The organism is Stenotrophomonas sp. AS012628 (assembly GCF_010608305.1).
Taxonomy (GTDB): Bacteria; Pseudomonadota; Gammaproteobacteria; order Xanthomonadales; family Xanthomonadaceae; genus Stenotrophomonas; species Stenotrophomonas geniculata.
Genome location: NZ_VMBJ01000007.1, coordinates 66,575 through 81,202, shown reverse-complemented (window position 1 = coordinate 81,202; position 14,628 = coordinate 66,575). Strand labels below are relative to the sequence as shown.

The following is a 14,628-nucleotide window of genomic DNA, read 5'->3' as shown; positions in this document are numbered from 1 at the left end:
GACGCAGCCGTGATTGCAACGGATTCGATGGCGGCGCGTTGGTCGCGCCGCGAGCATGTCGGCCACCTCCCGGAGACCTCGAATGCGCACTGCTTCCCCGCATCACCATCCCCTCGCAATCGCCCTGGCGGGTGCGCTGTTCGTCTCACCTGCCGTCCAGGCTCAGCAGGTGGTGGCTGATGGCACAAATGAGAATCCCGCTGGCGGCAGCTATTCCACCACTGGGGTCGACGCGCACGCGTTCCATGTACTCAACGGCGGCCGCATCGCGGCCAACGATGCGGTCGTGCTGGCAACCGAGGGTAATGGGGCCGCTGGCATCCGCGTGGAAGGCACCGGCAGCAGCCTGTACGTTGCCGATGCAACCATCGCCACCCGTGGCGACAATGCAGCAGGCGTGTCCATTTCCGGCACTGACGGTTCGATCCAGATCGCCAGGGTCAGCATCGAGACACAGGGTTCAGCCAGTCACGGCATGAACGTTGTGGGTTCCGGTGCCAGCGTTGGCCACGCAGACATTCTCACCCGTGGCAATGGCGCGCACGGCGTGATGGTCAGTGGCGGCGGTGTTCTGGAGTTGGGCGGCGGTGCGATCACCGTGGAAGGAAGCAATGCCAACGCGGTGATGGTCAGTGGTGCGGGCAGTACGGCACGGATCGCAGAGAGCACCCTGGTCAGCCGCGGCGCGGGGAACTACGTTGCCCTGGCCAACTCGGGCGCCGCCCTGCACCTGCAGGACACACAGGTTGTCCATGAGGGTGCAGGTCTTGGCGTCGCCATCCACGCAGGCAGTACCGGCGAGCTGCGCAATGTGCACATCACGGTGCAGGGCTTGGGGACCGGTCTGGCAGGTGGCGGCGACGTCGCCTTGCTTGGAGGTTCCGTTACCGCAGTTGCAGCAGGGAGCACGGCCGTCGAAGCCCACGGTGGGAGCATGCGACTGGAATCGGTGGATGTTCGCGGTGACTATGGCATCAGCGCGATTGGTGGTGCGCGGCTGGAGTTGACGGGCAGTCGTGTGCATGCGGCGAACGGGGCGCTGCGGCTCTCAGGGCTGGGGACGACCGCCCATGTCGAGGGATCCGAACTGCTGGGCGATGGAGGGGCGGCCACGATTGCAGTTTACGACTCGGCAACGTTGGAACTCCTGCGCAGTGTGGTCCGTAGCGAAGGTGACAATCGGGTTGGCATCGACAATCGCGGCGGTGCGGTGACGCTGGACGGCGCGGAGGTCCACACCACGGGCGCGTCCAGCCATGCGCTGTACGCGGAACTCAGCGGCGCGGTGCGCCCCCGCTTCGATGTCCGTGGCTCGTTGCTGAGCACCACCGGCAACAACGCGATAGGGGCTGTTGCGCGAAAGGGCGGCAGCATCGATCTGGTGGACAGCACCGTGCTGACCACCGGTGAGGGCGCGAATGGTGTGCTCTCCGGTGGCGTGGGCGAAATGACGCTGGCCAATACCCACGTGCGCACCGAAGGTGAAGGTGCCTGGGCGGCGGTGATCAACGACAACGGCCAGATGAGCATCGACGGCGGCTCGCTGGTGAGTGCGCAGCACGGTGGCATCTGGTTGCGCAGCAGCCGCGATCCGGCGCTGACGTTGAGTAACGGCGTGGTGGTGTCTGGTGGCAATGGCATCGGCCTGGCGCTGGATGCTGCCGTGGCCGGCCGCTTCGACGTGGCGCTGGAAGGGGGCTCTCAGCTGCACGGCGATATCGTCATCACGCCCGAGGACGAAGACGCCGGACTGGCGCCGCAGTCCGATGTACACGTGCGCCTGGCGGATGGCGCGCTGTGGCAGGGGTCTTCCAATCTGGTGCAGACGCTTGCGCTTGAAAGCGGCAGCCAATGGACGTTGACCGGCGATGCCATGGTGGGTGATCTGCAGGTGCGCGACAGCGCGCTGGCACTGTCCGACGGCAGCGGCCGCTTCAACACGCTTACCGTGGACGGCGACCTGCACAGTGAAGGCGCCACGTTCCTGTTCCAGGGCGCGCTGGCCGGCGATGATTCGGCCATCGACCGCCTGCACGTGCGCGGTGATACCTCCGGTGATGCCTTGATTGCGGTGAGGAACATCGGCGGTGTGGGTGCCCCCACCGTTGATGGCATCCAGCTGATCGAAGTGGACGGCGCATCGCTGGCCAGCTATGCGCTGACCGGGCGTGCCGTGGGTGGTTCGTACGAGTACTTCCTGTTCCAGGGCGGCGTGGCAGATCCCACCGATGGCCATTGGTACCTGCGCTCGCAGTGGTTCGATGTCTGCGAGGACGACCCGGGTGCGCCGGGGTGCGTGGTGAACCCGGGCCCGGGTCCGGACCCGATTGAAGGTGGCGAGGGCGAGGACGGTGGCGGCATCGTGGATCCGATCCGGCCGCCGCCGGTACTGCGCCCGGAAGCCGGTGCCTATCTGGCGAACCAGTCGGCCGCGGTGAACATGTTCGCGCATCGTATGCATGATCGCACCGGCACCCTCACGGGTGAGCGCACTGCCTGGGCACGCGTGGGTCGTAGCAATGCGGACTTCACTGCGGTGGGGGGGCAGCTGTCGGTGGATGGCAACACCTCGGTGCTGCAGATCGGCAGTGATCTGCTGCGTCGTGGCAACGCCGCGTTCGGTGTGATGCTGGGCAACGGGCGCGCTGACAGCAGTGTGCTATCCGAGCTGACCGGCTACAGCGCCAAGGGGCGTGTGCGTGGCACTGCGTTGGGCGTGTACGGCACCTGGCTGCAGGATGCAGAAGGAACCGGCGGTGCCTACGTGGACGCAGCCATGCAGTTTGGCCGCTTCGACAACCGTGTGCAGGGTATCGGCCTGGAGCCGGAGCACTATGATGCGCGTGTGGCCACTGCGTCACTGGAGATGGGCCATACCTTCAATGTGCGGCAGGGTGCTGGCAGTTCGTTCTACGTGCAGCCGCAGCTGCAGCTGACGTATGCGGACTACCGTGCGGATCGCCACGTGGAGAGCAATGGCACGGTTGTCGACCATGCGGATGCAGGTGGCCTGAGCGGGCGCCTGGGCGTGCGCGTGTTCGGCCATGGCATTGCGGGTGGCAACACCGTACAGCCGTACCTGGGCGTGAACTGGCTGCGCGGCAGCGGTACCAGCACGTTGCAGTTCAACGATGACACGCTGGGCGCGGATGTGCCGCGCAATCGCTATGAAATGCAGGCCGGTGCTGAGTTGAAGCTGGGCCAGCGCTGGGGCGCATGGGGCGGGCTGAGTGTTCAGCGCGGTGACCATGGCTACCGCAACGTGGGTGGCCAGGTGGGCGTGCGCATGGCCTGGTAAGCGGGCGTGCAGCGGGGTCGGATCCCATTTGCGCAAGCAATGGGCTCTGACTCCCATTGTTTGAGAAGGACGGTGCCTGTGGTTGGCGGCGCCACACTTTGGGCCCGCATATCAACATTTTCGACCAACCCGCCACTGGATAGTGGTTTCAAGCTTCGAGGCTCAAAAACATGCGCACCTCCAAAAGTGTCGCGAGAAAGTGGATCACTTAGTCAAGCTTCAAGCTCAAGAAGTATCTTCTTCACGAAAATTAATGTCGCATATGCGTCGGAATGTCGCATCTGACATTGCAACTAATTGAATGGTGGGCGTTCAACGCGACATCCACCATGCCGGTCTCGACAAAAGGAGACCTCAATATGCGATCCCATCAGATCCAACACTCGGCGCTGGCCCTCGCACTGACGGCTACACTCGCCGTTGGCATTCCCATCAAGGCACACGCACAGCAGGTCATTGCGGACGGTGACGCGCAAATCCCGGCAGCGGGCGATTACAGTGCAACCGGAGTGGGCAATCATGCGTTCCATGCGCTGAATGGCGGCAGCATCGTGCCGTTGGGTGCGGTCAACGTGAGTACGGATGGCGATGGTGCATCCGCGGCCCGTGCCGAAGGCGCTGGTAGTCGTATCGAACTGAACGGTTCGACCTTGGTCACCACCGGCTTCGGTGCCACCACGGCACTGGCGACGACGGGCGGTGAACTGAATCTGACGGCGACCGACGTGATCAACAAGGGTACCGGCATGGGCGTTGTGGCCCATACCGGGAGCCAGGCCACGCTGCAGGACGTGAACATCCGCATGGAGGGGGTGTCGTCAGTGGGTCTCTCCGGCGGCGGTGACATCACGATGACCGGCGGCTCGATCTCGGCAATGGGGCTGGGGAGCCGGGCGGTGTCGGCCACCGGAGCGAACATGAGCCTGACCGGCGTTGAGATTGAGGGTGCGTCCGGCATCTGGCTGGCCGATAACAACCAGCTCGACCTTGCGGGAAGCACCGTGAGGGCCAGCGGCATCGCGCTGGACATCAATGGCCGCGGCAACGCAGTCACTGTGGTGGACTCCAGCTTCCATAGCACCGGCGATGGGACGGGAACCGTCAAGATGTTCTCCGATTCAACGTTGGCGATGGCACGCAGTTCCGTCATCAGCGAGGGTGATCGCGCTGTCGGCATCGATGTGCGAACCGGTACGGTGGATCTAGACAGTGTGAATGTGACCACGTCGGGCGAGAGCAGCCATGGGTTGTATGCCGACTTCACTGGTATCGGTATCGATCCGACCATCAGCGCACGTGCGACCCAGGTTGTTACGTCTGGCGTCGGGGCCATTGGCGCCGTGGCACGCAAGGGCGGCAGCATCCACCTGGACGACAGCATCATCCGCACCGAGGGGCGCGAGGCCTACGGTGTGCTGGCCGGTGGCACCGGTGCGATGACGTTGACCGGGACCGATGTCCGTACCGAGGGTGAGGGCGCATGGGCCGCCGTCATCAATGACAACGGCAGCCTGGGCATCGATGGTAGTTCGCTGGTGAGCGCCCAGCATGGCGGTGTCTGGGTACGCAGCAGCCGTGACCCTGGTTTGACGCTGTCCAACAACGCCTACGTATCCGGTGGCAACGGCATCGCCATCGCGCTGGATGCGGCGGTGGCCGGTCGCTTCGACGTGGTCGTCCAGGGGGGCTCGCAGATGGTCGGCGATATCGTCATCACGCCCGAAGACGAGGATGCCGGTCTGGTGCCGCAGTCCGATGTACACGTGCGCCTGGCTGACGGATCGCTGTGGCAGGGGTCTTCCGACCTGGTGCGGACGATGGCGATTGAAGGCGGCAGCCAGTGGACACTGACCGGCGACGCCACGGTGGGCGAGCTGGATGTGCGCAACAGCGGCGTGGCGTTGTCTGACGGCAGTGGCCGCTTCAACACGCTCACCGTGGAGGGCGACCTGCACAGCGAAGGCGCCACGTTCCTGTTCCAGGGCGCCTTGGGCGGTGACGACAGCGCCTTTGATCGCCTGCATGTGCGTGGCGATACTTCGGGCGATGCAAGCATTGCGGTGAAGAACATTGGCGGCGTTGGCGCTCAGACCACCGATGGCATCCAGCTGATCGAAGTGGACGGTGCATCGCTGGCAACCTATGCGCTGGCCGGCCGCGCCGTGGGCGGCTCCTATGAGTACTTCCTGTTCAAGGGGGGCGTGACTGATCCCACCGATGGCAACTGGTATCTGCGTTCGCAATGGTTTGATGTCTGCAAGGACAATCCGGCCGCGCCGGGCTGTGTGGTGGACCCGGTTGATCCGGTTGACCCCATCGATCCGGTGGACCCCGTGGACCCCGTGGATCCGGTGGACCCCGTGGATCCGGTGGACCCCGTGGATCCGGTGGACCCGGTGCCGGTGCTGCGTCCCGAAGCCGGGGCGTACCTGGCCAACCAGTCGGCAGCCATCAACATGTTTTCCCATCGCCTGAACGACCGCATCGGTGCCGTTTCGCTGGATGAAGGCCGTGCCGCGTGGGCGCGCGTGGGCCGTCAGCAGGCGGACTTCAGCGCGGTCGGTGGTCAGCTGTCGATTGATGGCAACACCTCGGTGCTGCAGATCGGCAGTGATCTGGTTCGCCGAGGCAATGCAGCGTTCGGCGTGATGCTGGGCACGGGGCGTGCTGACAGCAGTGCAGTGTCCGATCTGACCGGCTACAGCGCCAAGGGTCGGGTGCGCGGCAGCGCGGTGGGTGTGTACGGCACCTGGTTGCAGGCGGCTGACGGTACGCAGGGTGCGTACATGGATGCGAACCTGCAGCACGGCCGTTTCGATAACCGGGTGCAGGGCATCGGCCTGGAGCCGGAGCACTACGATTCGCGCATGACCAGTGCGTCGCTGGAGACCGGCTACACCTTCAACGTGTGGCAGGGCAACGCCAGCGCGCTGTATGTGCAGCCGCAGCTACAGCTGAGCTATGTCGATTTCCGCGCCGATCGCCACGTGGAGAGCAATGGCACGGTGATCGACCACGCCGATGCCGGTGGCCTGAGTGGGCGCCTGGGCATGCGTGTGTTCGGTCATGGCACTGCGGCCGGCAACACCGTGCAGCCGTACCTGGGCATGAACTGGCTGCGCGGCAGCGGCACCAGCACGTTGCAGTTCAACGATGACACGCTGGGCGCGGATGTGCCGCGCAATCGTTATGAAGTGCAGGCCGGTGCCGAGCTTAAGCTGGGCCAGCGTTGGAACGCATGGGGCGGGCTGAGCGTACAGCGGGGTGAGCACGGCTACCGCAACGTGGGTGGCCAGGTGGGCGCGCGCATGGCCTGGTAAGCGGGCGTGTCGGGGTCGGAGCCCATTGCTTGGCAATGGGATCCGACCCCAACCGTTTCGGCACGCGGACCTTTGTAGAGCCGAGCCCATGCTCGGCTCACCGCGCGAAGTGCGGGTGCATCGTGATCTGAACGAAGAGCAGCCGAGCGTGGGCTCGGCTCTACAGCTGCACGCCTTGGTAGCGCCGGTTCATGCCCGGCCAGCATCACACCGGCGGCAGCACCTTGCCCGGGTTGAGAATTCCATCCGGGTCCAGTGCGGTCTTGATCGCGCGCATCGTCGCCAGCGTGGCCGGGCTGAACGCCTGTGCCATGAAATCGCGCTTGGCCAGACCAATGCCATGCTCACCGGACAACGTGCCGCCCAGGGACAGCGTCAGTTCGAAGATCTTCGGCAGCGCGGCATGCGCGCGTGCGTTCTCATCGGCATCGTCCGGGTGGTAAAGAATGTTGACGTGCAGGTTGCCGTTGCCGGCATGACCGAAGGTGACGATGGTTAGCGAATAGTCGCGCGCCAACGCCTGCACGCCAGCCACCAGTTCCGGAATGCGCGACACCGGCACCACCACGTCTTCATTGATCTTGCCGGGCGCTACGGTGCGCAGTGCCGGCGACAGTGCCTTGCGCGCGGCCCACAGCTGGTCGCGTGCACGGCCTTCCATCGCCACGTCCAGCTCGATCATGCCGTCGCCTTCGGCGGCGCTGGCCAGTGCCTGCAGCAGGTAGGGCAGGGTGTCGTGGTCACCATCGGCTTCGACCAGCAGCATCGCGCCTGCCTCGGGTACGTCAGCACCATTGAGGCGCAACAGCTCCAGGCTGCGTGAATCCATGAATTCCAGGCGCGTGGGCACCACCGGCTGCGACATCAGTCGCGACACCGCTGCTGCGGCCGCATCGGCGTCGCGGTACAGCACGCGCAGGCCGGCCTGGCTGACCGGCAGCGGGGTGAGCTTGAGGGTGGCTTCCACGATCAGCGCCAGTGTGCCTTCGCTGCCTACCAGCAGGTGGGTGAGGTCGTAGCCGGTCGAATCCTTGGTGTAGGCGCCGCCGCAGCGGATCACCTCGCCGGTGCCGGTGACCGCGACCAGGCCGAGCACGTTGTCGCGGCTGGTGCCGTACTTCACCGCGCGTGGGCCACCGGCGTTGCAGGCCAGGTTGCCACCCACGCTGCAGATCTCCGCGCTGGACGGGTCCGGCGCCCAGAACAGGCCGTGCGGCGCCAGCGCCTGCTGCAGCGTTCCATTGAGCACGCCGGGTTGCACCACGGCGCAGCGGTCGCCAGCGCGGATTTCGACAATGCGGTCCATGCGGGTGAACGACAGCACGATGCTGCCCGGCAAGGGCACGGCAGCGCCGGTGGTACCGGTGCCCGCGCCGCGCGCGACCAGCGCCACGTGATGTGCACGGCAGGCGCGCACCAGTGCCTGCACCTGTTCGATGCTGGCGGGCAGCGCGACGGCGGCAGGGCGCTGGTGGCGCCACGAGTTGTCCTCCGCGTTCGCTTCCAGCGCGTTGTCATCCATGCGCCAGCCCTCCGCGCCCAGCAGGGCAGAAAGTTCGGCAATCAATGCGGCGGGCAGGGCAGTACTCATGACAGATCTCTTGGGGCAGCAGGAGCGGGTTGGATCAGTTTCCAGGCAACAACGGCGCCGGCCAGCGGCAGCCAGACCCAGCGCAGTTCAGAGAGCAGGGTGGCGATGCCGCGCGCGCTGAAGAACTGCGGCGCAAACGGTGAAACGCGGATCGGCCGCCACGGGGCGAAGAAGCGCTGTTCGCTCCACGGCCAGGCGAGGGCAACGCCGAGGCCACCGGAGGTCATTGCGTCGAGCAGGGGATGGCTGGCGGCGCAGATGAAGACGAACACCGCCGCCTGTACGGTGGACGCCAACGTTGGCCCTCGCTGGGTAGGTGCCAACCTTGGTTGGCGCGAAACCGCCGACCAAGGTCGGCGACTGCCGGAGCTGTGTGGTGCCGACCAAGGTCGGCCGCTACCAAAGAACGCCCACACCGCGGCCAACGCGGCCAGCACGCAGGCAAACAACAACGAATGGCTGGCACCGCGATGGCCGAACGCATCGGCATAGGGAATGTGCAGGGCAAAGGCCAGCACGTCGGCATCGGGCAGCATCGCGGCGACCACACCGGCAGCCAGCAGCCATGCCGGAATGCGGCCACGATCCGCGGCGCACCACAGCGCCAAAGGCACAGCGGCATGAGTGATGATCGAAGGCATCAGTCACGCACCATGGTCGTGCCGGCCAGGCTGCGCGCTGGTAGGTGCCAACCTTGGTTGGCACAGAAGCGCAGACCAAGGTCGGTCTCTACCAGTGCGGACGGTACACATCAGCAATCATCCAGCCGGAACGCATCGCGCAGCCAGTTCAACTGCGGCGGTTCACCCGTGGCTTCCACCACATCGAAACGGCAGGGCGCATCGGCAAGCGCGGGATGGTCCTGCAGGTACAACAACGCGGCATGCGCCAGGCGTCGACACTTGCGCACATCCACTGAGGCCGCACCGCCACCGAAATCGGATCGCGCGCGGTAACGCACTTCCACGAACACCACGGTGCCGGCGTCGTCCATCACCAGGTCCAGTTCACCGCCGCGATAACGCACGTTGCGCGCACGCGGCTGCAGTCCGGCCTGTTGCAGATGCTGCTCGGCGGCGGCTTCCACCGCCGAGCCCCGTTGGCTGCGCTCAGCGACCACCGACGATCGGCATCGGCCGGCCACCGCTGAAGGTCGACCATGCCGGCTGGCGCAGGATGTTGCCGTTGCTGTCCAGGTACAGCGTGCCGGTGGCGCCGTCCAGGCCGCCTTCGTTGGACAGCTTGTCCAGGTAGGCGGTGATCTTCCAGGCATCGGCGCCGAAGGCGAACAGGCGGCCGGCGGCACCGCGTGCGCTGGGCAGGGTGCTGGCGACCTGGCTGGCTGAGGGCAGGCCGGACACGCTGCGCACGTTCCAGGCTTCGTTCGGGTAGACGATGCCGTCCAGCGCCACGTCTTCTTCCACCTTGCCGCTGCCGACGGTCAGCTGCGAGGTGCCCACGCGGGTGGCGCCACCGGCACCGGCCAGCGCCAGCTGCGGCGCCAGCAGGCGGGCCTGCGGCGCGCGCACGGCGAGGAACACGGCATCGACCTGGCCGGCATTGCGCACCTGCGCGCCGACATCGCCAACCGCGTCGCTGACGCCGACGGTGGCCACCACCTGGCCACCACGCTGAGCGAAGCGCTGGGCGAAGGCGGCGGCGGCACGGCGGCCGGTGTCGTCGGCGCTGTTGATCACCAACGCCTTGCCGCGCTCGCGGCCACGCAGGTATTCGGCGGCGACGATGCCGTCGTCTTCCGGCGCCAGCGAGAAGCCGGCGCTGCCGGCTGGCGGCGCGTCCTTGCCACGGTTCAGGGCCAGCACCGGTACCTGCAGCTGCTGGCGGCCATAGACCGCATCCACTTCGTCGCGGCCCAGCGGGCCGACCACGAAGTCGGCGCCGGAGGCGACGGCCTTGTCATAGGCGGCCAGCGCACCGGCCGGGGTACCGGCGGTGTCGATGAAGTTGATGTCCGGTCGGCGGCGGGTCTCGCCGTAGTACGCCGCCAGCAGGCCATCGCGCACCGGCTGCGCGGCGGTGGCCAGGCGGCCGCTGAGCGGCAGCAGCACGGCCAGCTTGGCCGGCGGACGGTAGCCGTCGCTCATGGCCGGCGGGCGCTTGCTGGTATCGAACTGGGCGGCGCCATCGCGGTCGAACGGGCGCGGCAGCGGCAGGCCACGCGCGATCAGTGCGCGGCCGGCGAAGTTGTACAGCGGGTCGTTGGCCGGCAGCGCGGCGGCACGGCTGCGCAGGGTGGCGTCGTCAAGCGTACCGAGCAGACCGGCGATGACGGCCTGGTTCTCGCTGCGTGCGCTGCCGGTCAGGCTGGCGTGGGCGCGGGCGCGCTCGGTGGCGGCACCGAAGGCATCGCCGGTGCCCTGCAGCGCGTTGGCGCGGGCTACGTGCCAGCGCGTGCGCAGCGCGGGGAAGACGTTGTCGCCCTGTTCCTTCAGCAGGGCCAGGGCCTGCGCCGGCTGCTTGTCGGCCAGTGCCAGCTCGGCGCCGGTCAGCTGGTAGCGCTGCAGGCTGGCGCCGGACAGCTGGCGGGCGGTGAGCTGGCCAAGCAGGCTGCGCGCGCGGGCACTGTCGCCGGCCAGGTGCCAGGCCCAGGCGGCATCGGCCAGGGCGTTGCTGCGGGCGCCACCTTTCAGGGTTGCGGCCAGCGCTTCCAGCTGCAGGGCGGCGTCGCGCGGTTTGCCTTGTTCGATCAGCGCCAGCGCCTGGCTCTGGGCCGGCGATTCGGGCGCGCTGGTCAGGCTGGTGGTGGCACAGCCGGCCAGCAGCATCAGCGACAGCGACAGGGCGGAGATCCGTGCGGCGGGCTTGTTCATGATCGGGTCCATGCGATGAGGGCAGCGGCCTTGGCCGGGTACACGCTACGATTCTACCCTTGCCCCGTGAGTACCGCTGAAATGAGTGTCCCAACCCTGTACGTCGTCGCCACCCCGATCGGCAACCTGGCCGATCTGAGCCCGCGCGCGCAGGAGGTGCTGCGTTCGGTGGCGGCCATCTGTGCCGAGGACACCCGCCGCAGCGGCCAGTTGCTGTCCCATTTCGGCATCCAGCAGCCGCTGGTGGCCCTGCATGAACACAATGAAGAGGCCCTGGCGCAGCGCTTGGTGTCGCGCCTGCAGGCCGGTGAGTCGCTGGCGCTGGTCAGCGATGCCGGCACCCCGCTGGTCAGTGACCCCGGTTTCCGCCTGGTGCGTGCCGCGCGCGCGGCCGGCATCAAGGTCAGCCCGATTCCCGGGGCCTGTGCCGCCATCGCCGCGCTGAGCGTGGCCGGCCTGCCCAGCGACCGCTTCAGCTTCGAAGGTTTCCTGCCGGCCAAGGCCAGCGGCCGCCGCGACCGGCTGCAGGCGCTGGCGGGTGAAGTGCGCACGATGGTGTTCTACGAATCCTCGCACCGCATCGCCGAATCGCTGGCCGACATGGCGGCGATCTTCGGGGGCGAGCGCCCGGCGGTGCTGGCGCGCGAGCTGACCAAGCTGTTCGAGACCGTGCTCGATGGCGATCTGGCCGGCCTGCTGGCCAAGGTGGAAGCCGACGAGAACCAGCGCAAGGGCGAGTTCGTGGTGATGGTGCAGGGCGCCGGCGACGATGAGGAAGCGCAGCTGGCGCATGGCCGCCGTGTCTACGCCAAGCTGAGCGAGCATCTGCCGCCGTCGACCGCGGCGAAGCTGGCGGCCGAGCTGACCGGCGCGCCGCGCAAGGCGTTGTACGGGAGTTGATGGATCGTGCGGACCAAGGTCCGCACCCATCAGAGCGGAGATGGCAATAGATCCACGCCATGCGTGGATGGATGAACCGGATGCCGCGATCAGCACGGCAGGAAGGACGTGCGTAGGCTAGAATGTGCGCTGGCGGAGTCGGCCAGACAGTCGCGTCATCCCTTCGGGGGTGCCGAGGAAAGTCCGGGCTCCATAGGGCAAGGTGCCAGGTAACGCCTGGGCGGCGCAAGCCGACGGAAAGTGCAACAGAAAGATACCGCCTACGTCTTCTTCGGAAGGCCGGTAAGGGTGAAATGGTGCGGTAAGAGCGCACCGCGAGTCTGGTAACAGACCGGCACGGCAAACCCCACCTGGAGCAAGACCAAATAGGGATCCTTTGGCGCGGCCCGCGTTGGATCCGGGTAGGTTGCTTGAGCGTTGCGGTGACGTAACGCCTAGAGGAATGACTGTCCACGACAGAACCCGGCTTATCGGCCGGCTCCGCCTCTTTCTTACGGTAGGCCGAGCATGGCTCGGCTCTGCAGTAGAGCTGAGTCATGCTCGGCTGCTCTCCGCCCAGATGCTTGGGATGTTGTTCAACCCGGCGTGCGGTACTGCCCGGCGGAAATGAACTGCTCGAACCGTTCGCACCACACCACTACGGTGGTGTAATCGTCCACGTTGACGCTTTCAGGCACGTCCACCAGGAAACGGTTGAAGGTCTTCACCTCGCCGATGCGCTGGGCCTGTGCCTTGATCTTCAGGAAATCGGCCTTGTTGTCGACGAAGTCGCGCACGAGGTAGACCTTGTAGTCCGGCCCCGGGCCCATCTTGCCGTCGAACGCGACCTGGCGCGGGCTGACGCTGACCTTGCCGTCGGCCCAGTGCACGGCGTCGCTGCCCTTGAGGTCGCGACGGAAGGTGGTGTGGTAACGGGCGTCGCCCATCGCCGCCTGTACCTGCGCGACCGGCGGGTCGTCGGGAGCGATCAGGATCGGCAGCAGGTAGATGCCAAGGCCGAAGCCGAGGCCGAGGGCGAGCAGGTGGGTGACGACAAGTACGAGAACACGGCGCATCGATGACTCCCTGTGGATCGGTGAGGCGCGCGGCAGAACCGCGCCGGGTCATCGTGTGGCGTGCGTGCAGACATTTATAGACACAGAAAACAGGTACAGGGTCAGAAATCGACCTGGCTCTGGCCGAGGGCGACACCCTGCGGGCCGAAGCGACGCTCGTGGATCTGCCCGTGCCCTTCGGCATCGATCAGCAGCACCGTGCTGGCGCGGGTGCCATAGTCGTCGCCGCGGATGAAGGCCGGGCTCAGCCAGCGCTCGCGTTCCAGTCCGATGCCGGTGTCGGGCAGGTCGCTGTCGGCGGGGCGATGTTCGTCCGCCAGGGCGGCCCAGAGCGGGGTCAGGTCCTCATCGCCGGCCTCGAACCAGGCTTCAAGCGCAGCCATCAGCCGCCGGGTCTTCGGCCAGGGCGCGTCCAGCGCGCCGTTGGACATGCCATGCACGCCCGGGCCCAGGCGCTGGCGCTCGGCAGGGTGGTTGCCCAGGAACTCCAGGCTGTGGCCGTCGGCCAGCAGCAGGTTGAATGGGGCGTAGGCGCCGGCCACCGTTGCCAGTCGGTCGATATGCACGGCGGCGGGGTCGCGGCCGCGCAGGAAGTCGGCCACCAGCGCACCCCGTGAAGGACCGGTCTGGGCGGCCAGCGGGGCGCGGACATTGGTGACCACGGCCATGCGTCCATCGGCACCGACGCCGGCCCAGCCGCCGCCGGAGCGCAGGTCGCGCCCCCCGATGACGGAGGTCTCATCTTGCCAGGGGGCCAGCGCCGCTGTCGGGCGGGCGTGGAACTCATCACGGTTGCCGGTCATCACCAGCCGCCAGCGCGGGTGGTGCATCCAGCCAAGAGCGAGCAGGCACATGGCTTCATTGTGCACGGTTTGCGCAGTCTGGCGCCGCTTCCTGCCCGTCCCGGATGAATGCGCGAGCGATGTTTCACGCTCTGTCCACACCCCTGAACTTCCGTTCAATCTCAAAAATTGAGACGGATCAGCAACTTGTGGATAAGCCTTGAACAATTCTCTAAAGGTTGTTGCAAGCCATTGATGCGGCTGGCGATTTCCCCGCTGAAAAGTTGTTGACAACCCTTCGGCCGCTGCTAAGGTGGGCATCAGAGGGAAATCCGGGTGTTTTGTGGGTTTTCGTGGTTCAATGTTTCACCGGGCGAAGGATAGGTGCACGCGTCGTGTTCCAGGGCGAGACGGCCATCACAGTTGACGATAAAGGGCGCATGGCGGTTCCCACCGCTTACCGCGACCTCGTCGCGCGCGCCAGCAACAACCGTCTCGTGCTGACCTACAACCCGTTCGAAGCCGGCTGCCTGTGGCTGTATGCAGAGTCGGAATGGGAGCGGGTCCGCGACGACGTCATGTCCAAGCCCAACACCCAGCGCGTCGTGCGCCTGTTGCAGCAGAAGCTGGTCGGCTCGGCCGCCCATCTGGAGCTCGACGGCAACGGTCGCATCAGCATCCCCGCCAGCCACCGCGGTGCGGTGGGCATTGAGAAGAAGGCGGTATTGCTCGGTATGGGCGACAAGTTCGAATTGTGGAGCGAGCAGGCGCATCGGGCCCTGATCCAGCAGACGTTGTCTGACGAGGATCTGGGTGATGGGTTGCTCGACCTGAAGTTGTGAGCCGGGGTG

General features: G+C 66.5%; 10 protein-coding genes and 1 other RNA gene. 5 read left to right on the top strand and 6 right to left on the bottom strand.

Annotated features, from left to right (window positions below):
* The first annotated feature begins 82 nt into the window (after positions 1-82).
* Both G5A07_RS05510 and G5A07_RS05505 read left to right on the top strand, forming a co-directional pair.
* Positions 83-3,298, top strand: a complete 3,216-nt coding sequence (locus tag G5A07_RS05510) for an autotransporter outer membrane beta-barrel domain-containing protein (RefSeq protein ID WP_191862983.1) — start codon at positions 83-85, stop codon at positions 3,296-3,298.
* Positions 3,299-3,657: 359 nt separating this feature from the next.
* The gene (locus G5A07_RS05505) at positions 3,658-6,618 is read left to right on the top strand and encodes an autotransporter outer membrane beta-barrel domain-containing protein (RefSeq protein ID WP_191862982.1); all 2,961 of its coding nucleotides are present in this window, start codon (positions 3,658-3,660) and stop codon (positions 6,616-6,618) included.
* A 205-nt stretch (positions 6,619-6,823) separates the two neighbouring features.
* Here G5A07_RS05505 and G5A07_RS05500 read toward each other — a convergent pair whose 3' ends face one another.
* The 4 genes from G5A07_RS05500 to G5A07_RS05485 all read right to left on the bottom strand — a co-directional run bounded on the left by G5A07_RS05500 (position 6,824) and on the right by G5A07_RS05485 (position 11,040).
* On the bottom strand, positions 6,824-8,209 hold the full coding sequence (locus G5A07_RS05500; protein WP_191862981.1) for an FAD-linked oxidase C-terminal domain-containing protein: 1,386 nt from the start codon (positions 8,207-8,209) through the stop codon (positions 6,824-6,826).
* Positions 8,206-8,850, bottom strand: a complete 645-nt coding sequence (locus G5A07_RS05495; protein ID WP_010481952.1) for a metal-dependent hydrolase — start codon at positions 8,848-8,850, stop codon at positions 8,206-8,208. Before G5A07_RS05495 ends, G5A07_RS05500 begins: the two co-directional genes overlap by 4 nt.
* 110 nt (positions 8,851-8,960) lie before the next feature.
* On the bottom strand, positions 8,961-9,329 hold the full coding sequence (locus tag G5A07_RS05490; RefSeq protein WP_029379788.1) for a YraN family protein: 369 nt from the start codon (positions 9,327-9,329) through the stop codon (positions 8,961-8,963).
* Complete coding sequence (locus tag G5A07_RS05485) at positions 9,319-11,040, bottom strand: penicillin-binding protein activator (protein WP_191862980.1); 1,722 nt, start codon at positions 11,038-11,040, stop codon at positions 9,319-9,321. The genes G5A07_RS05490 and G5A07_RS05485 overlap by 11 nt, the downstream gene beginning before the upstream one ends.
* An 81-nt stretch (positions 11,041-11,121) precedes the next feature.
* Between G5A07_RS05485 and rsmI the strand changes: the two genes are divergently transcribed.
* Together rsmI and rnpB are read left to right on the top strand one after the other, a co-directional pair.
* Complete coding sequence (rsmI, locus tag G5A07_RS05480; protein WP_005412235.1) at positions 11,122-11,940, top strand: 16S rRNA (cytidine(1402)-2'-O)-methyltransferase; 819 nt, start codon at positions 11,122-11,124, stop codon at positions 11,938-11,940.
* Between the two features lie 134 nt (positions 11,941-12,074).
* Positions 12,075-12,426, top strand: an RNA gene (gene rnpB / locus G5A07_RS05475) — RNase P RNA component class A.
* 89 nt (positions 12,427-12,515) lie between these two features.
* Here rnpB and G5A07_RS05470 read toward each other — a convergent pair.
* The gene (locus G5A07_RS05470) at positions 12,516-12,995 is read right to left on the bottom strand and encodes a DM13 domain-containing protein (protein ID WP_010481944.1); all 480 of its coding nucleotides are present in this window, start codon (positions 12,993-12,995) and stop codon (positions 12,516-12,518) included.
* A gap of 101 nt (positions 12,996-13,096) precedes the next feature.
* The gene (locus G5A07_RS05465; protein ID WP_191862979.1) at positions 13,097-13,849 is read right to left on the bottom strand and encodes an NRDE family protein; all 753 of its coding nucleotides are present in this window, start codon (positions 13,847-13,849) and stop codon (positions 13,097-13,099) included.
* Positions 13,850-14,172: 323 nt separating this feature from the next.
* Between G5A07_RS05465 and mraZ the strand changes: the two genes are divergently transcribed.
* A complete protein-coding gene (gene mraZ, locus G5A07_RS05460) occupies positions 14,173-14,619 on the top strand; it encodes a division/cell wall cluster transcriptional repressor MraZ (protein ID WP_004143635.1) in 447 nt (148 codons plus the stop codon).
* Positions 14,620-14,628: the final 9 nt, after the last annotated feature.